The sequence below is a fragment of the Granulicella cerasi genome, from assembly GCF_025685575.1.
Lineage (GTDB): Bacteria > Acidobacteriota > Terriglobia > Terriglobales > Acidobacteriaceae > Granulicella > Granulicella cerasi.
In genome coordinates this window covers 821,524-844,341 of sequence record NZ_JAGSYD010000001.1, presented here as the reverse complement: position 1 = coordinate 844,341, position 22,818 = coordinate 821,524, and the positions used below count along the sequence as shown (strand labels likewise).

Sequence of the window (22,818 nt, the reverse complement as noted above, 5' to 3'; positions counted from 1 at the left end):
GTCGGTGCCAGTTGATGATATGCGTTTAGCTTGAAGGCTGGCCTCCTTGCTTGAGCGAGCGAACAAACTCGCCAACGGCCTTAGGCGCATCCGCTGCGGGAGTCTTCTCCACCAGCGCAACGATCGCCGAACCCACCACAGCCGCGTCCGCAAAGCCTGCAACGGTCTTCACATGCTCCGGCGTCGAGATGCCGAAGCCCAGCGCGACAGGGACCTGGGCGAACTGCTTGAGGCGCTTCACCAGCGTCTCTGCATCGGCAGCAAGTTCCGTCTGCGTACCCGTGATGCCCACGCGCGAGATCGCGTAGACGAATCCGCGCGAGTTCTCTGCGATGGCCTTGAGGCGTTCATCCGGCGAGGTCGGCGCAGCGAGAAACACCGGCGCAAGATCATTCGCGCGCATCGCTTCGAGATACTCGCCCGCCTCTTCCACGATCATGTCGGTGAGCAACACACCATCCGCACCCGCGGCCTTCGCGGCCTTCGCGAAAGCACTCATGCCAAAGCGCACCACAGGGTTGAGATAGCTGAAGAGAATGATGCCCGCGCTCGCCCGCGCATCACGAATCTCACGGCAGGTCTTCAGCACGTCTTCGAGCCGAGTTCCCCTCGCCACCGCACGCTCACTCGCACGCTGAATCACCGGGCCATCGGCCAACGGATCGCTGAACGGCACACCGAGTTCGATAACATCCGCACCTGCGTCAATCGCGGCGATCGCCATGTCGCGCGTAGTGGCAAGATCGGGGTCGCCCGCGGTGAGGTAGATAACGAGGCCGGGCTTATTCGCAAACGAAATCACTGCTTACCTTCTTTCGATTCTTGCAAGACGTCTTCAACTGTCCAACCTTCTGCAATCAACTCGAAGCTGCCTACGCTATCGAGATAAATCATGTAGTGATGAGCCTGGTTTATGCGTCCCCGCTCAATCTCTTCTTTGTATTCATGCAACAAAGGTGAGTTTTCTATCTCTACGAGGATGTCGTAGCAAGCTTCGATCTGCTCCGCTCGGCACATCGCTTCAGAACGTTTCACGAGTAGCTGAGGGCGCTGGAATCGGATACCAACTGTACGAAACTCCTTCGGATTCGACTCCAATTCGTACGAGAAGATAATTGCTTGCTTACGACCATCCCAAACGGCCTCTTCAACAAAACTCGTAGAAGCAACTGGAATGGTATAAAGCTTCCTCTTTATTGGCAGGGTGACCACTACTTCTCTCCCGCACCTTCCAAGCTCATCTCGTTCCGCAAAATCCCAAGGTCCTTATCGCCACGACCGCTGACGTTCACCATCAGCACCTGATCCTTGCTCATCTTCGGCGCGAGCTTCATCGCCTCAGCAATCGCGTGTGCCGACTCCAGCGCCGGGATGATGCCTTCCGTGCGGCTCAACACCTTCACCGCGTCGAGCGCTTCGTGGTCCATCGCGTAGGTGTACGTCGCGCGGCCCGAGTCATGCAGCATCGCGTGCTCGGGGCCGACGCTCGCGTAGTCGAGGCCCGCGCTCACCGAGTGCGTCGAAGCCACCTGACCGGCGTCATTCTGCAACACATAGCTGTACGTGCCCTGCAGCACGCCGGGGATGCCGCCGTGGAAGCGTGCAGCGTGTTCGCCAAGCGCGGTGCCGCGTCCACCAGCCTCTACGCCGACCAGCGCCACGCTCGCATCGTTCAGGTACTCATAGAACGCGCCAATCGCGTTCGAGCCACCTCCGACACAAGCCACAACGGTGTCCGGTAGCTTGCCTTCTGCGGCGAGAATCTGCTCGCGCGACTCACGCGAGATGACGCGCTGGAAGTCGCGCACGATCGTCGGGTAAGGATGCGAGCCGAGCGCCGAGCCGAGGATGTAGAACGTGTCGCGCACGTTCGTGACCCAGTCGCGCATCGCTTCATTGATCGCGTCCTTCAGCGTGGCCGAACCCGCGCCCACACCGCGCACCTCTGCGCCAAGCAAGCGCATACGGTAGACGTTCGGCTCCTGGCGGCGCATATCTTCTTCGCCCATGTAGACCACGCACTCCAGCCCAAACAACGCGCAGACCGTGGCGGTCGCCACGCCATGCTGGCCCGCGCCTGTCTCGGCGATGATGCGCGTCTTGCCCATGCGCTTGGCGAGCAACGCCTGCCCCAGCGCGTTGTTGATCTTGTGCGCGCCGGTGTGCAGCAGGTCTTCGCGCTTCAGGTAGATCTTCGCGCCGCCAAGCTGCTCGCTCAGGCGCTTGGCGAAGTACAACGGCGTAGGACGGCCGCAGTAGGTGTGCAGCAGGTGGTCGAGTTCCGCATGAAACGCCGGGTCAGCCTGCGCGTCGGCGTAGCACTGGTCGAGTTCGAGCAGCGCGGCCATCAGCGTCTCCGGCACGTAGCGGCCACCGTAGGCGCCGAAGCGTCCTGCGATCTCGGCTGCTGGTTTCGTCATCGTCTCCACTGCGCTCATTGCTTCTCCTGTCGATCGTTTGTTGGTGCTAAAGCAAAAGCCGCGCCCTGGGTAGGGTCGCGGCTCGGAGGTTCTTGTGCGTTGCTTCGAAGTCTCAGTGTTGCTTTGGAGCTTCGTGCAGGCTCAGTCCGCCATCGCCGCTACCGGGGGCCAGTAGCGGAACGGAAACGCAAAAAACGGGCTGAACGAGTTACGCATTCCTAGCTAACGTACTCCCGACTAAGCCGAAACGCAAGGGTTGCCCGCGAAAAATGTATCTTTTTACTGCTTTTTAGGCCACTTACGGCGAAACCGAGCCATCCATCTTTCCTGTACGACGTCGGAGGATTGCACATGAACGTCACCAGACTTGCAGCAGTTGTTCTTCTCGGAAGTTTCTCGGTCGCCCCACTCACGCTCGCCGCGCAGGAGTCTCATGCAGACGCCAAGGCGCAGGTAGAGGCGCATGATGCCAAGCACCACAACAAGGCCAAGCTCGTGGGCGGTGGCGCTGCCGGCGGTGCAGCGACCGGCGCCGTGGTCGGTGGTCCTGTCGGCGCGGTTGTAGGTGCGGGTATCGGTGCAGGCGCGGGTGTGATCGGCAACAAGGCGCGTAAGCACCACTCCATCAAGCAGCGTCAGAAGTACGCATCCCCGAACCACTACTAGCGCCTAGCGCATCCAGAGGAGTTGAGCCATGAACATGATGAAGATCGCAGCAAAGGTCGCTTTGATTTCAGTCGTCTCGTTGCCGCTTGCGGCCGGGGCACAGACGTATCGCGAGCATGAGGAAGCCAAGCATGCGCAGGAGCGCTCCGATGCGCGGCACCACACGAAGGCGAAGGTCGTCGGTGGCTCAGCCGCTGGCGGAGCAGTGATCGGTGCGGTGGCCGGTGGGCCGAAGGGCGCCCTGATCGGTGCAGGCGTCGGCGCGGGTGGTGGACTGCTCGCCAACAAGGCCCGCAAGGACCACGACGTCAAGAAGCGTGAGCGTAGCGGACGCTACTAAACGCAAGTTCTTCGAAATAAACGGCCACGCGCGAACCATTCGATGTTCGCACGTGGCCGTTTATTTTCCTGAATCCACGTACAACCTTCGTGCGTCGTATAAGACGTAACAGGAAACGTTCGACTCGCGAGGAACAACGCTTTTCTGGATTGGAGGACCGCATGAAGACAGCACTTCGCGTGCTCGCTGCGGCCTTGATCCTGGCGCCGGCAGTTGCATCTGCCCAAAAGGTCATCGCCGCTCATCCCACATCGATCTCGGTACACGATCGTGCACCCCGACCGCATATTGTTCACACCTCGGTTGCTCATCGCTAACACTTCGCAACCGCATCTCTTGAATGCGACAACTTCGCAAGCAAAAAGCCCCGGCCATCGCGCCGGGGCTTTTTCTCGTTGGATCGAAGTGATTGTCGGCTCAAATCTAGATGCGCTGGTTGTTGTCGTTGACGATCTGCTTGGCCTCAGACAGAGTCACATGCACCGCCATGCGGTTGCGTCCGCGGAAGACTGTGAGCGTCACCGCATCGCCAGCGTGATGGCCGTTGAGCGCGTTCGACAGGTCCTGCGCATTCGAAATCGGTTGGCCGTCGAAGCCGACGATCAGATCGCCACCCAGCATGATCGGCGTATTGCCGAGCAGCGCGCGCTGCGTACCTCCGCGCAAACCAGCCTGCTCTGCAGCACCGCCGGGCAACGCACGCTCGATCAAAATGCCGTAGTCCGCAGGTAGACCGATCTGTTCGGCGAGATCCGGACCGATGGGCAACGTCACCACATCCAGCGACGGTCGACGCACACGGCCGAAGCGCGCAAAGTCATCAAGCACAGCCTTAGCCGTCGTAATCGGAATCGCAAAGCCGATGCCCGCCGACTGCTCCGCCGCACCGTTGGGGTTCGTCGCGATCATCGTCGTGATGCCGATGACCTCGCCCTTAGAGTTCAGGAGAGGGCCGCCGGAGTTACCCGGGTTCACGCTCGCGTCCGTCTGGATCGCGTCTTCAATCTTGTTGCCGCTCGGCATCTGCACCGAACGAATCGCCGAGATGATGCCGCGCGTCATCGTTCCGCTGAAGCCGAACGGGTTGCCGATCGCGTACACGCGCTGACCCACGACGAGGTTGTTCACTGACGCCAGCGTCGCAGGCTGCAGGTCCGGCGCGCCATCAATCTTCAGCAGCGCAAGATCGTGATTGCGGTCCACCGTCACCACGCGCGCCTTGTACTTCTTCTTGTTCCAAAGCGTCACCTCGACCAACTGCGCGTTGTCGATGACGTGGTTGTTCGTGAGAATGTTGCCATCCTTGTTGAGGATGAAGCCCGAGCCCTGGCCCTGCTGCGGCACCGGGCGATAGAAGAAGTCGTAGGCCACCTCGGTCGAGGTGATGTTGACCACGCTGGGCAGCGCCTTCTTGTAGACGGCGATGTTCTGTTGCTCTTCCTCGTCGAACGCAGGCGCGGCCTTGGCCTCGGTCAGCCCGAAGCTGCCGAGTGGCCCGCTAATGAAGCTCGTCGCCGTGCCATCGCCAGAGCCGTGCAGTAGATTGCCCAACGCCCCCACCGGCACCAGCCGCATGGTGAGCAGATAAAACCCAGCCAGAATTACCAGAACGACAAGAACAGGACGAAGCTTCATAGAGCGAAGAAAACCCATCGGCGCAGCAGCGCACTCGTTGCCTTAGATTCTACGAGTTTGCCGCGGGGATGGTTCCGCTGGCTCCACGAACGGGTGCCCCAGGTCTCGATTTTGGAGACCTGGGTTTCCAGAGAGGTTTGCGGAGACCGAAGCCCGCACGACGGGTGCCCCAGGTCTCGATTTTTGGAGACCTGGGTTTCCAGAGAGGTTTGCGGAGACCGAAGCCCCGGACGACGGGTGCCCCAGGTCTCGATTCTTGGAGACCTGGGTTTCCAGAGGTTTGCGGAGACCGAAGCCCGCACGAACGGGTGCCCCAGGTCTCGATTTTTGGAGACCTGGGTTTCCAGAGAGGTTTGTGGAGGCCGATAGATCGGCGCGACGAGCACCCGTGCTCTCCCACATCTCAAAATCGAGATGTGGGGCACCCGTCTGTCGTGAATCAGGAAAAGAGAACCTTAGCGGCTTTCCTGCTCCAGCAACGTGCGCTTGCGCTCTTTGCCCCAGCGATAGCCGGTAAGCGCGCCCGTCGCACCAACAACGCGGTGGCACGGGATGATCACGCCCAGAGGGTTCGCTCCGCAGGCCGTACCCACAGCGCGCGCAGACTTCGGCGCTCCGATGCTCTCGGCGATCTCCGCATACGTGCGCGTTTCACCGCGAGGAATCGCCAACAGCGCCTTCCACACCCGCTGCTGGAAGGCGGTGGCGCGAAGGTCCACCGGCAGGTTCAGCGCGCCGTCGGACTCCTCGAGATACGCCAGCACCGAGCGCAGCATCTCGCCCATGCCTTCGTTGTCGTGCCGCAGCACCGCTTGCGGGAAGCGCTCGCGGAGTTCCGCAGCCGCTTCGCCTTCGGAGTCCGCGAAGAACACCGCGCAGAGGCCACGGTCCGTCGCCGCAGCAAGCACCTCGCCCAGCGCGAATGATTGCCCCACCGCCCAGCGAATCGTTTCGCCCTTGCCGCCGTCCTTCCACGCGGAGGGCGTCATGCCCAGAATCGCGTCAAGGCTCTCATAGACGCGACTCGACGAGCCAAAGCCCGCGTCGTAAATCGCTTCCGTGATCGTCGTCCGTGGCTCGCGAACACGCTCGCGCAGCCGCGTGCGACGGGCGTTGCGCGCATAGTCGCCGGGCGTTACGCCGAGGATGCGCTGAAACGCGCGCGACATCGTGAACTTGCTCAACCCTACCTCGGCCGCAATGCGCTCGAGGTCCGGGCTGCCGGGCTTGGAGAGCAGCGCGCAGGCCTGCTCCACCAGCGCGGCCTGCGGGTCCGTGCGAGGCGTGGCAAGCTGCGGCTGGCAGCGCAGGCAGGCGCGGAAACCGGCCTCCTCCGCCAGCGCGGGCGTGGAGAAGAAGCTGACATTGCGGCGCTCCGGCTTGCGGCTGGGGCAGCTTGGCTTGCAGTAGATGCCGGTGGACTTCACGGCGTAGACGAACTGGCCGTCCGCCTGAGTGTCGCGCGCGAGCACCTGTTGCCAGGCGAGTCCGGCGAAGGCCGGTGCGGGGGTCGATTTGGAACGCGAGGTCGTCATCAAGGTGTCCATTCCAGTATCGTCCATCGCACGCTCTGCGCGCTGCACTCCGCTGGTTGCGGTCAAAGCAAGAAAGATGGCCGCAGCCCGAAAGTTGCCGAAACGGGAACCACTACGACCAAAGTGGGATGCCGGATAACGCCGACGTTTGGGCGCTGCTGCGGATGCGTGATATCACCGGCGATATCTCCCACGAGAGGATCAGGGTACTCGCTCACAGCGGCACAAAGGAGTCTCTTCCACATGCACAGCTTTCTGATCGCCGGCGCTTTCCTGATGATGGTTCTCGCTCCCTGCCTCGTGGCCAGCCGTTCTGGCGCCGACGCCGAGTAACTCACACATTCTTTACAGCGTTTCGCAGGCCACGACGAGTCTGCGCGGCGAAACGCTAAGCCGTATGCCCTTCCCTGCGAGCGACCCAACGCTCCATGCGCGGGATGACGAAGCCGAGCAACACCACCGCCGTCACCACCGCGCTCAAGCAGTCGAACCACAGCATCGACTGCAGTCCCCACCTGTCATGCACGCGGCTATCCAGCCAGATGAGCGCCGCAATCGGCACGTTCATCGACGCAGTCAGCATCGCCATCATCGTTCCCGAGAGCGCATTGCCGGGGCCGGTGATCTCCAGCGCCAGCGCGACGAACGCCGTGTAGTTGAACCCCTGAAAGAAGTTGTAACCCAGCACGCCGACGGCGTAGCAGCCCAGCGTATGCGGCGTCAGCGCGAGAAACGCCGCGAAGATCGCCGCGCCCACCGCGGCCAGCACAAACACATTTCGCCGCGGCCAGCGACGGCACGCCGGGATCGCCAGCAGGCAGCCGATCGAGCAGACTCCTGCCACGCCGAGGCCGTTGAGGTTCGTCACCCAGCGCTCGGGCACGTGGAACTCGTCACCCAGCGAAGAAAAAATGTTCGTCAGTGCGAACGCGATGGGCGAGAGGAAGATCGCCAACCCCAGCCAGATGCGGCTGCCACGCAGCACGCGAAACAGGTCGCGGCGCATCGCGGAGAAGTTTGCCGCCAGCGTGCCTTCCGGCTGTCGCGGCGCAGGAAACCAGAGGAGCAGCAGCGCCGGAGCGAGCACCAGCAGCGCGAGGAACGCCGCCGCCGTCGTCGCTGGCAGGCGATGCATCAGCGTCACGGCGATGATGCTGAAAACACCCGCCGCACCGAGGTTCGCGACGTTGAACCAGCCGCTCATCGTGTCGAACTCTTCGTCGGCGAGCACATCCGGCGCCCAGCCCGCGACAGCGTTCGAGTAGAGCGTCGCCGCCACGCTTGAAGCCGTCAGCAAGATGGCGAAGCGGGAGAGATCGCCCATCGACACCACCGCGCCGGCAAGCAGCACAGCCGCCAGCACCGCCAGAATCAACGCGTAGAAGCGCTTGGTGAAGCGGACATCTAGAATAGGAGCGAAGAGCCACGCCCAGAATGTCGGCGAGAAAGCCAGCGCAGAGATCGCACCGATCTTCGCCACCGAAACGCCGCGCGAGGCGAGCATGATGCCCATCGCCGTCGAGATGAAGCCGTAGACGAACCCTGTCGGCGCATTCGCCAGGCCCATCGCCCACACGGGGAACTTCTTCGGGTTTTCGAGAGGCGGCTCGTGGTGCGGGGGCATAGGTTGTCGAGGGTTCAGTATGGCAGACGCGGTTGGCCACCGCCAGTTACCGCTCCTGCACTTCGCCCTCAGCCTCCGGGAACGCGGCCAGCGGCACCTTGGCGGGCAGCGGCACCGGGTTTCCGTCGGCGTCGATCTCCTTCGACTCCACGAAGAAGTGCGTCAGGTTGGCCACGCCGAAGCTCGTGGTGATCGCGACATCTGCGGCATCGCGGCCTACGGCCATCAGAATGCGGCCATAACGCGGCTCATTGTGGCGCGCGTCCATGTCCCACCAACGGCCGTCCAGATACACCTGATACCAGGCCGAGAAGTCGCCTGCGCCACCTGCGGGGACGCGGATATCTCCAAGGTAGCCAGTCACATAGCGCGCGGGGATGTTCATGCAGCGCGTGAGCGTGACCGCCAGATGCTGGAAGTCGCGGCAGACGCCGATGCGTTCCGTAAAGACGTCCATCGCGGTCTTTGTCGAGCGGGCGGCCATGTAATTGAATGCCACCTTCTCGTGGACCCAGTCGCGAATCGCCGCAGCGGTTTCCCAGCCCGGCGCGTAGAAGCCGAAGAGGTCCTGCGCGATGCCGCCGAACTGGTCGACCTGGCAGTAACGCGAGGCCAGCAGATACTGCAGGGCCTCCGCCGGCACGTCCTGAATCGGGGTGGCGCCTATCCCAACGCCCTGCGGGTCCGGCGTTTCCGGAGCGCTGATGATGTGCACGCCTGAAAGCCGGATAGCCCCGGCGGGAGCGACGAAGCGCGAGCAACGATTGCCGAAGCTGTCGATGTACTCCTCCACTGCCAGCTGCAGCGGATTTTCGCGCTCGGCAGCGGGCAGGATGTGCTCCACCTTGAGCACGTCCGAGGAGCGCAGCTGCTCGTCCAGCGAAGGGTGCGCGTGCAGCAACGCGATCACCGGCGTTTCAGCGGGGAGATGAAACTGGATGTCAAATTCAGACTTGATCAGCACAGGAGTTTTCCGGAGTAGAGATCGAACTTTTGTAGTCAGATGCGGAATTCTTCGATCAAGTCCACAAGCTAGAAGAAAATCCGGGATTTACGCCCGATCCCTCGCGGAAGTTATTGATAGAAAATCCATTTTGGATCACTATGGTTAGTAACATTCGTTCGGCCCTTATGAAGCGCTCGTGATTTCAGGACGGCCCCGCTACGGCGAGCCGCCAAACAGGAAGCGTGAAAGTCCTCGGGTGCGTCAGTCGAGTCTGCTTGCATTCAGCTCGTAATGACGGTGTGGTGAGACCACAAATTCAGTCAAAGTACGAACCCTTATGGATCCGCAAACAGTCGTTTGGCTGGCGATCATACTCTTTGCCTTGAGTAGCGTCAGTTTTCTCCTCATCCACCTCTCGAACCAGCGCTTGCGTGGCGTAGGCTGGCTGGCTGCGACCTTTTTCGCGGGCCTGTTGGGTTGGGGAACCTCTGCTGCGCAGCCGCTGCCGCTGTGGGCACGCCAGTTTGCGGGCGACTTCTTCACGCTGCTCGGCTTTGTGCTGATGCACGTGGCCGTGATGGAGATGATGACCAAGCGCAAGCCGGTGCCGAGCGTCGGCATCCTGCTGCTGATCGCGGTCTGCGTCATCGACGGCGGCGTGGCGCTGCATCTGCTGCCGAATGCGGCGCGCAGCCTGATGCCGCTGACGCTGGTGATCAAGTGTGTGCGCACCACCTATCTGCTGCTGCGCGCCGCGCACGACGAGGAAACGCTGCCGGCCTGGTTCAGTTCTGCGGTCTTCATCGCCTTCGGCCTCTTCCAGCTGGTGCGCTTCGGCATGCTGGTCTCTGCGGGTCTCCACCACCGGCCGCAGAGCGATGGTCTGCTCGTCGCGCACCAGGTGGCGCTGCTGGTGGCTTCGCTCACCATTGCTTCGTCCTTCTTCTGGATGTCGAACGTGCAGCTCTCCATGCAGCTGCAATTGATGGCCGGCACCGATCCGCTGACGCGGCTGTACAACCGCCGCACCTTCCTCAACGTCTGCGACAAGGAACTCAGCACCGCGATCCAGCGCCATCGTCCGTTCTCCGTGCTGATGATCGACCTCGACCACTTCAAGAAGATCAACGATGAGTTCGGCCATGCCGTGGGCGACTCCGCGCTGGTGGCCGTGGTGGAAGCGATGCAGGCCGCCGTCCGCGGCTCGGACACGCTGGCACGCTGGGGCGGCGAGGAGTTCAGCGCGCTGCTGCCGCAGGCCGATATGTCCTCCGCGCGCATCGCCGCGGAGCGCGTCCGCTCCAACGTGGAGAAGCTGCTCGTGCCGCTGGCACTGCAGATCAACAGCCCGCGTTCGCTGCAGCTGACGGTGAGCATCGGGCTGGCGTCGTACCAGGCCGGCGACACCGTCGAGTCGCTGATGCAGCGCGCCGACGAACACCTGTACCGCGCCAAGCAGCGGGGCCGCAACTGCGTCTTCCCCCTCTTCGACGTGACCGAAGGCAGCCGCGCGCTGGCCTAGCCCACGCGCGAGGCCGAAGCCTCTACACTGAAGCGGTGAAACGCTTCGCTTCCGCTTGCCTTCTTTCGTTGACGCTCGCCTCCGCCGCCGTTGCCCAGCACGTCGCTTCGCACACAGCGCATAAGCCCGCGGAGCCGCAGCCGACCGGCCCCACCGCCGTATTCGATACGACGATGGGCCGCATCACCTGCAAGCTCTACGCGAAAGAAATGCCCGCGACTACGGCGAACTTCATCGCGCTTGCCGAAGGCAGGAAGCCGTGGATGGACCCGTTCACCGGCAAGACCATGAGCGGCACGCCGTACTTCGACGCGACCTCGATTCTCGGCATCACAGGCGGCGTCTCCGGAGGCGACCGCGTCGGCTCCGGCAAAGGCTACGCGGACGACCCGACACCGACCGAGAAGGCAGGCGTCTCGCTGCTGCATGACGGCCTGCTCGGCATCCGCCTCATCAGCGACGGCACGCAGCAAACCGCCTCGGGCCTCATCTTCCAGACGCACGCAAACCTCGAGATGGAGCACCGCATGTTGCCCTTCGGCCTCTGCGATGCGGCGAGCATCGAGGTGATCCGCAAGCTACAACACGCGTTGCTGATGGCGGACAACCGCCCGGCCGAACCGGTCGCGATCGACCATGTGAGCATCGTCCCGCCGGGTCGACCGCTGCCAGCGGTGGCCCCGCACGCTGCGGCAGCGAGCATCGTCCCGCAGTTTCCGCCACAGCCTGCACCCGCCGTCGCTCCACCGGAGCCGACCGGCCCCACCGCAGTGATCGATACGACGATGGGCGCGATGCGCTGCAAGCTCTTCACGCAAACGACCGTTGCAACGGAGAACTTCATCGGCCTCGCCGAGGGCAAGAAGGACTGGAAGCACCCGATCACGCACCAGACGATGCACGACAAGCCGTTCTACAACGGCGTGCATTTCGCGCGCGTCATCCCCGACTTCATGGTGCAGCAAAGCGATGTGCCCGGCGGCGCTGCGGATGGCGACATCGGCTTCACCTTCGCCAACGAAATCATTCCTGGCATCAGCTTCGACCGCCCTGGCCGCCTGGCCTACGCGAATGACGGCCCGACGACGAACAACAGCCAGTTCTTCATCACCTCCACGCCCGAGCACCGGCTGGACGGCAACTACACGATCTTTGGCCAGTGCGATGCCGACGCGCTCAAGGTGGTCGACGCGATCAGCAGCGTGCCGCGCGACGCTCACCACAAGCCGCTGAAGCCGATCACAGTCCGCTCGATCACCATCGTGCCCTAAGGAGGAACGATGAAGCTTGAAATTCAGCACATGGGCGACGTGCAGTTCTCCATCTCCACGCGCGGCCACACGATCTACAGCGATCAGCCCGAGGACAACCGTGGCTACGACGAAGCGATGACCCCACCGGAGATCTTCCTCGGCGGGCTGGGCGCCTGCGCGGCGTACTATGCGGTGGACTATCTGAAGCGCAACAAGCTGCCGTTCGAGGGAGTCCGCGTCTCGGTCGAGGCGGAAAAGCTGAAGAACCCGGCACGGCTCGGCGAGATCCTGACCCGCGTCTTCACCCCGACGGAGCTTTCCAGGGAACACCGCGAGGGCGTGGAAGCCGCCGTCGGCAAGTGCATTCTGCACAACACGCTGACGCACCCGCCAACGCTGCGCACGGAAATTTCCGTGGAGAAGTAGCCTCGGGTCAACCCCAGCGCGGGTTTTCGCGTCACAAAGAGCATGACCGAGGTACTGCTCAAGGCCAACCGGATATTTGCAGCCAGCATCGGCGTCTGCGTGCTGCTCTGCCTCGTCTGGTTCGCGACCTAGGGCCTTCGCTCCGACACACTCCACTTAAAATTTCGCCCGGCCGCCTCTGCCGGGTGCCCCCTATCTGCGCAGCAGATGTGGGAGACCGACGATGTCGACGTGCGCTTCCTGACGAAGCCTGCAAACCCATGTCTCAGAATCGAGACATGGGGCACCCGGTTTGTGGCTTTGGATCACCGCCTGCGCGGAAAACAAAACGGCAGCCCCATTGGGGCTGCCGTTCGCATTTCTGCCTGCGAGCTTACTTGGCAGCGAGCTCTGCAGCGGCGCCGGCCTTGAGGGCCTCAGCCTTGTCGGTGGCTTCCCAGGTGAAGCCTTCACCCGAGCGGCCGAAGTGGCCGTACGCTGCGGTCTGCTTGAAGACCGGGCGGCGCAGGTTCAGGCTCTCGATAATGCCCTTCGGCGTCAGCTGGAAGTTCTCGCGCACGAGCTCGATCAGGCGTTTCTCGCTCGCCTTGCCCGTACCGAAGGTGTCGATGCGGATCGAAACCGGCTCAACCACGCCGATCGCGTACGCAAGCTGCACTTCAGCGCGGTCAGCGAGGCCAGCGGCCACGATGTTCTTCGCGATGTAGCGCGCCATGTACGCCGCCGAACGATCAACCTTGGTCGCGTCCTTGCCCGAGAAAGCTCCGCCGCCGTGACGGCCCATGCCACCGTAGGTATCCACGATGATCTTGCGGCCGGTCAGGCCGGAGTCGCCCATCGGTCCGCCGATAACGAAGCGGCCCGTCGGGTTGATGTGGTACTTGGTGTCGGCGTCGAGCAGCTCAGCCGGGATGACCGCCTGGATCACGTGCTCCATGATGTCCGCGTGCAGCTGCTCGTTGGTGAGCGTGCTCTTCGGATCGCGGTCAGCGAACTCTGCATGCTGCGTCGAGATGACGATCGCGTCCACGCGCACAGGCTTGTAGTTCGCGTCGTACTCCACGGTCACCTGGCTCTTGCCGTCAGGACGGAGGTAGCCGAGCTTGCCGTTCTTGCGAACTTCCGAGAGCTTGCGCGAAAGCTTGTGCGCGAGCGAAACGGGGGTCGGCATCAGCTCCGGGGTCTCGTTGGTCGCGAAGCCGAACATCATGCCCTGGTCGCCGGCGCCGCCGGTGTCCACGCCCTGCGCGATGTCAGGCGACTGGCGGTTGATCGTCGAGATCACGCCGCAGGTGTCGCAATCGAAGCCCTTGAGAGCATCGTCATAACCGATCTCGCGAACCGTTTCGCGAACGACCGTCTGGAAGTCAACGTACGCCTTGGTGGTGATTTCGCCAGCAACCACAACGAGGCCGGTGCAGGTCAGCGTCTCGCACGCCACGCGCGAGTAGGGATCTTCTGCAAGGCAGGCGTCGAGGATCGCGTCAGAGATCTGGTCGGCAATCTTGTCGGGGTGACCTTCGGTCACGGATTCGCTGGTAAACAGGAAACGATCGGTGGTAGACAAAGCTTTTGGTACTCCTCTATGAGATAGCCGGACCCGCCCATCAGCCTGCGAACAAGCCCCCAGACGCCCGACGACCGGCTCCATGCGGCGGAGAAAGCGGGCACAAACCCGCTCAAAGAACACCTGCGCTCCGGTCGCTCCACCCGAGCACGATGGCTGCAAGGCGGAACCCTTCTATTTTACCCGCAACAGAACCGGAAGGTCACCGCCGCCTCTTCGTTGCGGCGAAATCTGCACCAGACGGGCCATAGCGGACACTGGATGGGCGCCTTCTGGTCCCTCCGCGCCTGCGGCCTCACGCTCAGGCTGCGGGCCGAACGCCTTCCCCACTCAGCGCCACCACCTCCTGCGTGAACAGGCGACAGAAGAGCGGCACCAAAGGAACGGCCATCGGGAGAAAGATACGGACCTCTTCGAACCTTCCGATCACGGCCCACAAGCCGACGAACGGGAGAGCTCCGAGCATCAGGGCTACACTCGGGGCGTCCTCCGCCAGCGAGGCCCGACGCCGCCACGCAAGCCAATACAGCACAGCGATCGGCAGCATGAAATCCAGAAACGCCAGATCGCTATGCGTCTCGACCAGATTCGCGTGCAGCATCAGGAACTCGCCCGCGGCGTAGTGTGAGTTCCTGAAAATGATGTGGCTCAGTACGAACTGCGTTGCAACCGCGAGCGCCACCAGCAAGCTTGCCGCGGCCATCGTGCCCCGACGCGAGAGCGAGAACCGGGCCTGCGGCACGAGCACCGCCGCGGCCAGCACTCCGCAGCCAACGAAGGCAGTAATCTCGGCCCGAATCAGGCCCTGCGCAAACCCGACTACAAGCAACAGAATGACCGTAAGCCACGACGCGCGCTCCGGGCGAGAAGGCTCCTGCGAAACCCGACTCGACAAAAGCCACAGCATCAGCGTGACCATCATGATCGAGGGGTCCGTGTCCGTCTTCTTGAACAGGTCCTGCCAGCTCAGCAGTTCGGCGATGCAGCCGGTATACAGCACGCTGAGAAGCGCCTGCACCAGCGTTCCCGAGCTGCGAAAGAAACGCTGCCGCGTCAGCAGGTGATAGCCGATAAAGACCGCGACGGCGCAACTGATGCCGTCGAAAAGTCCATGGCTCCAGCGAAATTGGATCCCGTGCCGATACAGAAAATACGCCAGACGGCCCACACCGACGCGATAAACAAAGGGCGCCGGGGCCGTTCCCTGCCCGATCGCGAGCGACTCGCTGATCCCGAAGAATCTTTCGGTGAACGAATAGACCGCATACCCGCGATAGGCCACACCATAGACAACGAGTGCGAGCGCAAACAGCGTCCACCGCTCCACCGGCGAACGACCGAGCCAGTGGTTCTCTTTGAAATCACTCTTTGAACGCATGTGCCCCAGAATACACGGAGCAATCTCGACCGCATCTCACACTGCCTACTGCGGTGATGGCTCCTGCGCGACGGTCCGCGGAGTGGAAGCAGCAGGCAGACTCGCCTTCTCCGCCTGGCGACGACGAGGTGACACCGAGACCTCCGAGGATGCCGGCGAATGGGTTCGCGCGCTACTTCCACTGCGAGCCGGAGTGCACCCTCATTCCCCGCCCAGACAGCTTGCGCTTCACCATCAACGCCACGCGGCGGTACAGCGCGCGCAGGTTGTGATGACGCAGCAGTTCGCGCTCCACAAAGTAGCGCTTGCGATACGCCGGGGTAACGAAGGAGTCCTCCGTGGTCGGCCTTACGTCGTTTGAACGCGTGGTGAGGAACTTAGCGAGTCGCTGTTCGCGCTCCGCCTTATAAGCCGCCCACCACGAAATGCAGCGCTGCTGCAGCGCGTCGAGCTCTTCGGGCTTCGCGAGAAGACCGCTCGCAAACGCTGCCGCCTCAGGCCAGGAGTTGAACTTTGGCAGCGGGTTTTCGCCAAGCAGACCGGTGAAGTAATCGAAGCCCGGGCGCCGCTCCACGATGGGGATGCAGCCATATTCCAGCGACTCATAGGGCCGCGAGCTCTCAAGGTTCGTGTTGCCCATCGGGCAGAGCGAGAAGATCGTCTGCGCCAGGACCTCGCTATTACGATCCGGGCTGTAACGGCGGGGCGCCTGCGCCAGCGTTCGATTCCACATGCTGATGCCCGGAACATTGTCCGTGGTGAAAAGCAAGTGTGGCTCGATGCTGGCAAAGGCGCGCGCGGCATCCGGCCGCGTGGATTTGTTCATCTGCCCGATGAAGGACCACGCAAACTCACGCGAGGACGCAGGCAATGCGGGCGGCGGAGCCACGCTTGAGTCCGACGGCCCGACCGGAATGCAGAAGACAGTCTCTGGCCGGAAGATCTCCGACCAGTGCGCGCGAATGACGCCGCGAAAGCAGGTGTAGAGCGCGGGCACGAACTCGTAGTTCTCGTCGCTCATGTCGACGAGGAAGACGTCCTTGCCGCGAAAACCCTCGAAGAGCTGCGGATTCAACGTATTCGCGAAATACTCGACGAAGATGGCATGGTCGCCGTTGAACTGGCGGTCAGGATCGACGATGGTCTCGGCCACGAACGGAGCGAGCAGCGTGCTCAACATGCGCTTATGTTCGACGTTCTCCGAACGCCAGACCAACGTGTACCGTGCCGAGGGAAGACTCATGCCTTCAGTATAGAAACGGCACCGGCCAGCGCGGCATTGGCATCGGGAGCAGCGGTGCCGTGCCCAGGTCGCGGATGAATGACATAGTGCCAGATGGCGAAAGCAATGGCGAGAAACGCCAGCAACATCGCCAGCACACCCCACCAGCGGTTGCGCACGAGAGGCTCCGAGGGCAGACGGTTGCGCTTTACGGCTTCGGCAAACTGCGTGAAATCCGTCTCATCCACTGAGGGCTGCGCGGCTACGTAGCGCTCCATCCAGACGTCCTCGTCCAGGCCGAGATAGCGGCAGTAGCTTTGCACGATGCCCCGGTTGAAGACCCCGCCGGGAAGCTCCGGGAACGCACCCTGCTCGAGGGCCTGCAGATAGCGCAGCGACACCTTTGTGCCTTCGCACACGGCATCGATCGGCACGCCTAAGCGCTCACGCTCGGCACGCAGGCTGGCTCCAAACTCCTGCACCCAATTCTCCGTTCAGGGATTCCGGTCTTCTGACTGAACTCTTCTGTAGCCGATTGTGCACTATTTTGAGGGCAAATCGGCGGCTCCGAACCCAGGGGAGCAATTCCCATCTTGGTACGAGGGCGACTTGCGACTCTATAGAGAGGGGTTGGCAGCCCCGCTCCTGCCTCCGACGGCTGAGGTTTGAATACGGCGCGGAGGAACGCTGACATGGTGGAACGCGTAGACTGAAGGAACTGTGCGACTCTCCTTCTTTGAACGCATTCCGGTTTCCTGGGCGCTTACATGGGCCATCGTGACCGCTGCTGTTCAAATTTTTCTGCACACCGGATTGACCTTCATCATCCTGAACTTCGGTTGCACGATGATGTGGGTGCTTGCCATGAATGTGGCTGGTGGACTGACGCGCCCTTCGGGCAGCTACATCTTCTGGTACGGCACGCTGACCGTGCTGATCCCGGTCACGCTCAAGGCCGCAGTAGGCGAAGCGCCGGACACCGGTGGCTGGGTGCCTACGCTCACGATCGCCGTTTATACCGTGAGTATGGCGGCGATCCTGCTCGCCAGCGTGATGAGCCGCCGCGTCACTGCGGGCACGCGCTCGCTGGCAGACCGGCTTCAGGCCTCCCGCCCCTTTGACTTCCACATGAGCGCGCTCGGCTGCCTGATGCTCAGCGCCATCGTCTTCGCGCTCACCAGCGTGCTGCCGCAGAGCAATGGTTCCTTTGCGCTCATTCTGCGCCGTCTGGACGTGTTCGCCGTGCTCGCCGTCCTCTTCGGCACGGTTTATGCGGTTCAGTCCAGCGGAGGAAAGAAGACCTACTGCTGGATCTCGCTGGTGGCCGGCACTTACGTCTTTGTGCAGGGCGTCTTCAACTTCTCCAAGGAAGGCATCATCACGCCTTTCGCCTGCTGGCTCGTGGCACTCGCCTACACGCGCTTCCGTCTGAAGATTCAGCATTTCGTAGCCGTCGCGCTGATCGCGTTTGGTATCAGCCACTATCTCATCCCGGTCGCGCAAATCGGTCGCGGCATCCCGACGGATTCCTTCATGCAGCGCGTCGCGCTTACGGGGATGATCCTCGCCAATATCGATGAGTATCGGAGTATTCAGAATGAGAATGAGGCGCAAGGGCTGATGCTCGAGCGTTCTTATTTCCGGACCAGCGTTGGTGCATTCGCGGAGCGACTCATCATCTGGCCTGCCGACGATACGCTGATCTCCTTCAGCTCTCACGGGAACTACATCGGTTACGGCTATCTCTGGTACCTCTTCTATTCGTGGTTCCCACACGTCCTGCTGCCGAATAAGGAAGCGTTGATGCCGCAGGACGCTGGTGGTAACTACTATGCCCGCCAAATCGGCATGATCGTGGAAGATGACACCTCCACCGGCATCTCGTTTGGCCCAGCCGCCGAGGCTTTTCACTTTGATGGTTGGCGCGCGCTGATCGTCATGCTCCCACTCTTGTGGGCGCTGCACTTCATCGTCATCGACCTCATCGCGGGTGACATCCGCAGAGCACCGTGGGGACTGTTCTACTTCATGGTCTTCTCGCACATGGCAGCAGAAAGCGCTGTGAGCGGCCTCGTAGGCTTCATCGCTTACAACAACTTCGGCGTGATCATCGGCATGTTTGCCGGCACCTTCGTGGCTCCTCTGCTGGGGCAACTGGTTTATCGCGATCACGGTCGCAGAACTGCAACGCCGTTGTCTGGCGCGACCTTCGTACACTAAGGCTTCTGAAATCTCTCTATGAACAAACTGATTGTTGGCAATCTCGTACATCGTCCTCTGCGCTCGATCATCAGCGCCTTTGCTGTGGCCATTGAAGTCATCATGATTCTCTCCATCGCGGCCATCATGTTCGGCATGTTGGACAACTCGCGCAATGGCACACTCGGCATTGGTGCGGACATGATCACGCACCCCGGCGCTTCTACGGCGCTGATGAACACCTCGTCCGCCTCGGCCGATGTGCGCATCGCCAACGTACTGAAGGATCTGCCCCATGTGCAGGTCGTCGCGCCGGTGAACATCAAGCTGACGACCGGTGCGTCGCTCGAAAACATCTACGGGATCGACTTCGCCAGCTTCAACGCACTGCGTCCCTTCGTCTTCAAAGCGGGTGGACCGTTCGAGCAGCCGTACGACATGATCATCGACGACCTGCAGGCCGCGCGCGGCAAGGGCACGAAAATCGGTGACACCATCAAGGCGCTCAACCACGACTTCCGCGTCGTCGGCATCGTGGAGCACGGCAAGGGCGCGCGCAAGTTCATCCAGTTGACGACGATGGATGCGCTCGACGGCAACGCAGGCAAGGCTTCGGCGTTCTACATCAAGACGGACGACTCGCCCAGGAACCAGGAGCTTGTACGCAAGGAGATCCTCGCCACCGACGGCCTGCAGGGCTGGAGCGTGCAGACTGTCGAAGAGCTGCTCGCTTCGCTGACGCCGGAGAAGATGCCGGGCTTCAACATCGCACTACGCGTCGTGATCGGAATCGCGATCATCATCGGCTTCCTCGTGATTTTCCAGTCGATGTACACGGCCGTGATGGAGCGCACGCGAGAGATCGGCATTCTGAAGTCGCTCGGTGCGGGCAAGATGGACATCGTCTCCGTGGTGCTGCGCGAGACGGGCCTGCTGGCCGTCGTCGGTACGGCGCTGGGGGTGTTAGGGACGTACATACTCCGCGCGGTATTACGTGCGAAGTTCCCGACGATGAGCTTCTCCGTAACGCCGCTGTGGGTGTTGACCGCGGTCTGCATCGCGCTCTTCGGCGCGCTGCTCGGCGCGCTGTATCCTTCGCTGAAGGCCGCGCGCAAAGACCCCATCGACGCGCTCAGCTACGAATAAACTTCCGCCACGAACAATACAAAACGGCCTGCCGACATCCTCGGCAGGCCGTTTGTGCAGCTGCGTAGAAGACTATGCCTTGCCGCGGCGGAGGAGCTGTCTCGGCAACTTGCTGCCCGTCAGGATCAGCATGCCGAAGCCCGCGACGAACCAAGCGACCGAACCCACGGCGACCACCACGATGTCGCCTGAGTGGGTACGCGTAACAGGCAAGGCGTGGGCGGCAAAGTACGCTGCGGCGAGCGCGCCCCCGCCTGCGGCAACCGAGCGCAACAGCTCGCCCCACTCTAGATGTGCGATCGATACCAACCGTCGCTTGTGAAGCAACACCGCCAGTGCAACGGTGTACGCCGTCATACCAATATCGCTGGCAATCGGCAGACCAATGGTGCCTTGCGAGACGAAGAGCAGCTTGTAGATCGGCAAGCTCAGCACGGTGATGAGGGAACCTGCAACGAGCGGTGTTCTCGCATTACCCGCAGCATAGAAGGCGCGAGCGTAGATGCCTTGTGCGGCCCAGATGCCTACGGTTAGCGAAAAAATCGTAAAGTACTGCGTTGTTTCGGCCGCATCGGTACGGTGGAAGCTGCCACCACGGAAAAGATCCAGCAACCACGGTGCAAGCGCAATCATCCACGCGCCAAGCAGGGCGCCGAACGCGAGCAAACGAGAAACGGAACGCGAGACCGATGTCGAAAAATCCCAAGCCTTACCCTTCGCATGAAGACTTGCGAAGAACGGTAGGGAGGCTGCTCCCGCAGCGGCTCCCACAATGTTCAGCGGCGCATTGAAGAGGCTCTTAGCCACAGTCAGTCGCGAGATACCGCCCAAATCCGCCGAAGCGAAGTAACCAAGGATCCACTTATCGGACTGTCCGATCGTGAAGCCAAGCATCAATGGCAGGTTCAGGCGCAGCCATTCGCGGAACGCAGGATGGTTCACCGTCCAGCCGAACTTATAGCGCAGCCCTGTGCGGAAGGCCATGTACATGTTCAGCAAACCGGGGCCGGCCAACACGCCCATGAGCACGCCCACGGGCAGTGAGTACACACCGATACGCGAGGAAAAAAGATACGCGCCTGCGAGAATTCCCAGCGTGTAAATGAGCGGCGACAGTGCTTGGCAAAAGAAGATTTTGCGCGAGAGCAGACGTGCGTTGAAGATACCGCCGGTGAAAAAAAACAACTGCGCTGGAAGCAGCAAACGCGTCAGAGAGATGCAGAGATCGGCGCGTTCTTTATCGAAGCGGGGAAAAGCATGGTGAACGTAGAGCGGTGTGAGAAGTTCTGCGATGAGGATTGCGCCTGCAAGCACTACCAGCATTGCATTCAGAACAGCAGAGACGGTCTCCTGCTCTGCCTGCTCGTCATTCTTCTCGCGAAAACGCGTGAGCATGGTCACGAGCGTGGCCGAGGCCGCCCCCCCCACGAGGAAGTAGTTCACCATGTCCGGCAACTGGAACGCTGCGTTGTACGCGTCCGTCGCAGCACCGGCACCGAAGATGTGATTGATGTACTTTGTGCGCAGCAGACCAAGCACGCTCGCGAGCATGCCCGTCACCATAAGCAAGAGAGCGGCAGAGGCGACCGTCGGCGTCTTCGCAGGTGGCGTCGCCTCTAAGACAGCCTCGGGCGCAGGTTTGTCCTGCGGCGCGAGAGCGGGGTCCAGCAGGTCTGGCTGCGTCGCCAACTGCGGCTCGGGCAGAGGACGCGGTTCCGGCTCGGAGAATAACGATGGCTGTTGCGGAGTCTCGGGCATGCGAGCTTCTATTTTCGCAGGTTCGGTGGCAGCCCACCCGTCCGCGAACCGCGCGTACGGATGGGGCACCCAAACTATGTGCGGAACTTAGCTCCAGTCGTCGCGCACCACAGCGTTCTCGCTCATCACCTGCTCGAAGTTTTCGGCCTTCTTGATGAGGATGTCGCCGAGCGCTTCCGGCTGGCGGAAGAGGATCGCCTGCAGGCGAATCAGCTCCAGCATCGCGAGGAAGGTGCAGATCAGCGCGCGCTCCGAGCGCGAGTTGCCGAGCAGCTTGCGCAGCGAGACCGGGCGATCTTCCATCAGCAACCGCTGCTTCACGTACTGGATCATCTGCGCCACGGTGACGGTCTCTTCGTCGATCTTGTGGATCGGGCGCTCGCGCAGCTTCTGCAGCACATCACGGAAGACGAGCAGCAAGGACGAGGTGTCGGCATCGATCTCGCGTTCGGCGTCCACGCTCGAGATGCCTTCATCGCGCAGGAAGCCCCGCATCCCCGAGTGCGTCCAGGTCGCGTCTTCGATCTGCTGCTTCTGCAGCAGCATCTGCGCGGCGGACTTGAAGCGCTCGTGCTCGAGCAGGCGTTCGACCAGCTCTCGGCGAGGATCTTCGTCGTTTCCGGCCAGCACTTCGAGCGGATCGCGCGGCAGCAGCGTCTTGCTCTTGATGTGAATGAGCAGTGCGGCCGTGTAGACGAACTCACCCGCAGCGTCGACGTCCGTCTGCTTCAGGTGATGCGTGTACTCCAGGAACTGCGCGGTGATCTTCGCGATCGGAATGTCGTAGATGTCGATGTTCTGCTTGCGGATGAGGTCGAGCAGAAGGTCGAATGGGCCGTCGTACACCTTGCCCACCGTGATCATGTACGGCGACTGCGAGGCCTCCTCGCGCTCCTTCTCCTTGTCGGTCTTCTGACGCGGAGGCTCGGGCTTCGGCGGCACAACAGGGTGCTGCAGTTCGAACGGCTCAACGACCTTGCCGTCCGCAGACGCAGCAGGTTCCGCAGACGTAGCAGGTTCCGCAGACGTAGCAGGTTCCGCAGACGCAGCGGGCTCCGCAGACGCAGCAGGCTGCGCTTCTTCCGCTGCTACAGGCTGCTCGGTTTCCACCGGCTCCTGCGGCGCGTCGAGTTGTTTGTTCTGCTCGGCTTGTTCGTTCTGCTCGTCGGCCATCGCTACCT

General features: G+C 62.0%; 20 protein-coding genes. 7 read left to right on the top strand and 13 right to left on the bottom strand.

From position 1 onward, the window contains the following. Positions 1 to 25: 25 nt before the first annotated feature. From trpA to trpB, 3 genes are read right to left on the bottom strand one after another with little or no spacing between them, the layout of a single operon-like run. Positions 26 to 802, bottom strand: coding sequence for a tryptophan synthase subunit alpha (trpA, locus tag OHL11_RS03500; protein WP_263370085.1), 777 nt, complete (start codon positions 800 to 802; stop codon positions 26 to 28). After that, positions 799 to 1,212: a hypothetical protein gene (locus OHL11_RS03495; RefSeq protein ID WP_263370084.1), complete on the bottom strand. Its 414-nt coding sequence runs from the start codon at positions 1,210 to 1,212 to the stop codon at positions 799 to 801. The genes trpA and OHL11_RS03495 overlap by 4 nt, the downstream gene beginning before the upstream one ends. Continuing rightward, positions 1,212 to 2,438, bottom strand: coding sequence for a tryptophan synthase subunit beta (trpB, locus tag OHL11_RS03490; protein ID WP_263370083.1), 1,227 nt, complete (start codon positions 2,436 to 2,438; stop codon positions 1,212 to 1,214). The genes OHL11_RS03495 and trpB overlap by 1 nt, the downstream gene beginning before the upstream one ends. Positions 2,439 to 2,771: 333 nt before the next feature. On the opposite strand from trpB, the gene OHL11_RS03485 reads away from it, so the two are divergent. Both OHL11_RS03485 and OHL11_RS03480 read left to right on the top strand, forming a co-directional pair. Then, positions 2,772 to 3,086 carry a hypothetical protein gene (locus OHL11_RS03485; RefSeq protein ID WP_263370082.1) on the top strand — a complete coding sequence of 105 codons (315 nt, stop codon included), beginning with the start codon at positions 2,772 to 2,774 and terminating at the stop codon, positions 3,084 to 3,086. Between the two features lie 28 nt (positions 3,087 to 3,114). Beyond that, positions 3,115 to 3,426: a hypothetical protein gene (locus OHL11_RS03480; RefSeq protein WP_263370081.1), complete on the top strand. Its 312-nt coding sequence runs from the start codon at positions 3,115 to 3,117 to the stop codon at positions 3,424 to 3,426. 423 nt (positions 3,427 to 3,849) lie between these two features. Here the strand turns inward: OHL11_RS03480 and OHL11_RS03475 are convergent, their stop codons facing one another. The 4 genes from OHL11_RS03475 to OHL11_RS03460 form a co-directional block, all read right to left on the bottom strand. Continuing rightward, positions 3,850 to 5,061, bottom strand: a complete 1,212-nt coding sequence (locus OHL11_RS03475) for a S1C family serine protease (protein ID WP_263370080.1) — start codon at positions 5,059 to 5,061, stop codon at positions 3,850 to 3,852. A gap of 455 nt (positions 5,062 to 5,516) precedes the next feature. After that, positions 5,517 to 6,623 (bottom strand): bifunctional DNA-binding transcriptional regulator/O6-methylguanine-DNA methyltransferase Ada, encoded by a 1,107-nt coding sequence (gene ada, locus OHL11_RS03470; protein WP_317890616.1) that lies wholly within the window; start codon positions 6,621 to 6,623, stop codon positions 5,517 to 5,519. A 361-nt stretch (positions 6,624 to 6,984) separates the two neighbouring features. Beyond that, positions 6,985 to 8,220: an MFS transporter gene (locus tag OHL11_RS03465; RefSeq protein ID WP_263370079.1), complete on the bottom strand. Its 1,236-nt coding sequence runs from the start codon at positions 8,218 to 8,220 to the stop codon at positions 6,985 to 6,987. A gap of 46 nt (positions 8,221 to 8,266) precedes the next feature. Further along, positions 8,267 to 9,184: a transglutaminase-like domain-containing protein gene (locus tag OHL11_RS03460; RefSeq protein WP_263370078.1), complete on the bottom strand. Its 918-nt coding sequence runs from the start codon at positions 9,182 to 9,184 to the stop codon at positions 8,267 to 8,269. A gap of 319 nt (positions 9,185 to 9,503) precedes the next feature. On the opposite strand from OHL11_RS03460, the gene OHL11_RS03455 reads away from it, so the two are divergent. Genes OHL11_RS03455 through OHL11_RS03445 form a run of 3 tightly spaced genes read left to right on the top strand, consistent with a single transcriptional unit; the run spans position 9,504 to position 12,367 of the window. Then, positions 9,504 to 10,688 carry a GGDEF domain-containing protein gene (locus OHL11_RS03455; RefSeq protein WP_263370077.1) on the top strand — a complete coding sequence of 395 codons (1,185 nt, stop codon included), beginning with the start codon at positions 9,504 to 9,506 and terminating at the stop codon, positions 10,686 to 10,688. Positions 10,689 to 10,723: 35 nt separating this feature from the next. After that, positions 10,724 to 11,959, top strand: coding sequence for a peptidylprolyl isomerase (locus OHL11_RS03450; protein ID WP_263370076.1), 1,236 nt, complete (start codon positions 10,724 to 10,726; stop codon positions 11,957 to 11,959). 9 nt (positions 11,960 to 11,968) lie between these two features. Continuing rightward, the gene (locus tag OHL11_RS03445; RefSeq protein WP_263370075.1) at positions 11,969 to 12,367 is read left to right on the top strand and encodes an OsmC family protein; all 399 of its coding nucleotides are present in this window, start codon (positions 11,969 to 11,971) and stop codon (positions 12,365 to 12,367) included. 373 nt (positions 12,368 to 12,740) lie between these two features. On the opposite strand, the gene metK is transcribed toward OHL11_RS03445, so the two are convergent. The 4 genes from metK to OHL11_RS03425 form a co-directional block, all read right to left on the bottom strand. Continuing rightward, positions 12,741 to 13,934 (bottom strand): methionine adenosyltransferase, encoded by a 1,194-nt coding sequence (gene metK, locus OHL11_RS03440; RefSeq protein ID WP_263370074.1) that lies wholly within the window; start codon positions 13,932 to 13,934, stop codon positions 12,741 to 12,743. A gap of 301 nt (positions 13,935 to 14,235) precedes the next feature. Further along, positions 14,236 to 15,261 carry a hypothetical protein gene (locus tag OHL11_RS03435; protein WP_263370073.1) on the bottom strand — a complete coding sequence of 342 codons (1,026 nt, stop codon included), beginning with the start codon at positions 15,259 to 15,261 and terminating at the stop codon, positions 14,236 to 14,238. A gap of 223 nt (positions 15,262 to 15,484) precedes the next feature. Continuing rightward, positions 15,485 to 16,555 carry a glycosyltransferase family 47 protein gene (locus OHL11_RS03430; RefSeq protein WP_263370072.1) on the bottom strand — a complete coding sequence of 357 codons (1,071 nt, stop codon included), beginning with the start codon at positions 16,553 to 16,555 and terminating at the stop codon, positions 15,485 to 15,487. After that, complete coding sequence (locus OHL11_RS03425) at positions 16,552 to 17,016, bottom strand: helix-turn-helix domain-containing protein (RefSeq protein ID WP_263370071.1); 465 nt, start codon at positions 17,014 to 17,016, stop codon at positions 16,552 to 16,554. Before OHL11_RS03425 ends, OHL11_RS03430 begins: the two co-directional genes overlap by 4 nt. Before the next feature lie 238 nt (positions 17,017 to 17,254). On the opposite strand from OHL11_RS03425, the gene OHL11_RS03420 reads away from it, so the two are divergent. Further along, positions 17,255 to 18,754 (top strand): hypothetical protein, encoded by a 1,500-nt coding sequence (locus tag OHL11_RS03420; RefSeq protein ID WP_263370070.1) that lies wholly within the window; start codon positions 17,255 to 17,257, stop codon positions 18,752 to 18,754. Positions 18,755 to 18,772: 18 nt separating this feature from the next. After that, the gene (locus OHL11_RS03415) at positions 18,773 to 19,879 is read left to right on the top strand and encodes an ABC transporter permease (protein WP_263370069.1); all 1,107 of its coding nucleotides are present in this window, start codon (positions 18,773 to 18,775) and stop codon (positions 19,877 to 19,879) included. Between the two features lie 72 nt (positions 19,880 to 19,951). Here OHL11_RS03415 and OHL11_RS03410 read toward each other — a convergent pair whose 3' ends face one another. Both OHL11_RS03410 and OHL11_RS03405 read right to left on the bottom strand, forming a co-directional pair. Then, a complete protein-coding gene (locus tag OHL11_RS03410) occupies positions 19,952 to 21,637 on the bottom strand; it encodes a lipid II flippase MurJ (RefSeq protein WP_263370068.1) in 1,686 nt (561 codons plus the stop codon). A gap of 87 nt (positions 21,638 to 21,724) precedes the next feature. Continuing rightward, positions 21,725 to 22,810, bottom strand: coding sequence for a segregation and condensation protein A (locus tag OHL11_RS03405; protein ID WP_263370067.1), 1,086 nt, complete (start codon positions 22,808 to 22,810; stop codon positions 21,725 to 21,727). Between the last annotated feature and the right edge of the window lie 8 nt (positions 22,811 to 22,818).

Coding starts and splice junctions, on each gene's coding strand:
- OHL11_RS03430 (WP_263370072.1), bottom strand. CDS start 16,555: ATGAGTCTTCCCTCGGCACGGTACACGTTGGTCTGGCGTTCGGAGAAC.
- OHL11_RS03475 (WP_263370080.1), bottom strand. CDS start 5,061: ATGAAGCTTCGTCCTGTTCTTGTCGTTCTGGTAATTCTGGCTGGGTTT.
- OHL11_RS03485 (WP_263370082.1), top strand. CDS start 2,772: ATGAACGTCACCAGACTTGCAGCAGTTGTTCTTCTCGGAAGTTTCTCG.
- OHL11_RS03465 (WP_263370079.1), bottom strand. CDS start 8,220: ATGCCCCCGCACCACGAGCCGCCTCTCGAAAACCCGAAGAAGTTCCCC.
- trpB (WP_263370083.1), bottom strand. CDS start 2,438: ATGAGCGCAGTGGAGACGATGACGAAACCAGCAGCCGAGATCGCAGGA.
- OHL11_RS03455 (WP_263370077.1), top strand. CDS start 9,504: ATGGATCCGCAAACAGTCGTTTGGCTGGCGATCATACTCTTTGCCTTG.
- OHL11_RS03480 (WP_263370081.1), top strand. CDS start 3,115: ATGAACATGATGAAGATCGCAGCAAAGGTCGCTTTGATTTCAGTCGTC.
- OHL11_RS03445 (WP_263370075.1), top strand. CDS start 11,969: ATGAAGCTTGAAATTCAGCACATGGGCGACGTGCAGTTCTCCATCTCC.
- OHL11_RS03410 (WP_263370068.1), bottom strand. CDS start 21,637: ATGCCCGAGACTCCGCAACAGCCATCGTTATTCTCCGAGCCGGAACCG.
- ada (WP_317890616.1), bottom strand. CDS start 6,623: ATGGACGATACTGGAATGGACACCTTGATGACGACCTCGCGTTCCAAA.
- OHL11_RS03415 (WP_263370069.1), top strand. CDS start 18,773: ATGAACAAACTGATTGTTGGCAATCTCGTACATCGTCCTCTGCGCTCG.
- OHL11_RS03405 (WP_263370067.1), bottom strand. CDS start 22,810: ATGGCCGACGAGCAGAACGAACAAGCCGAGCAGAACAAACAACTCGAC.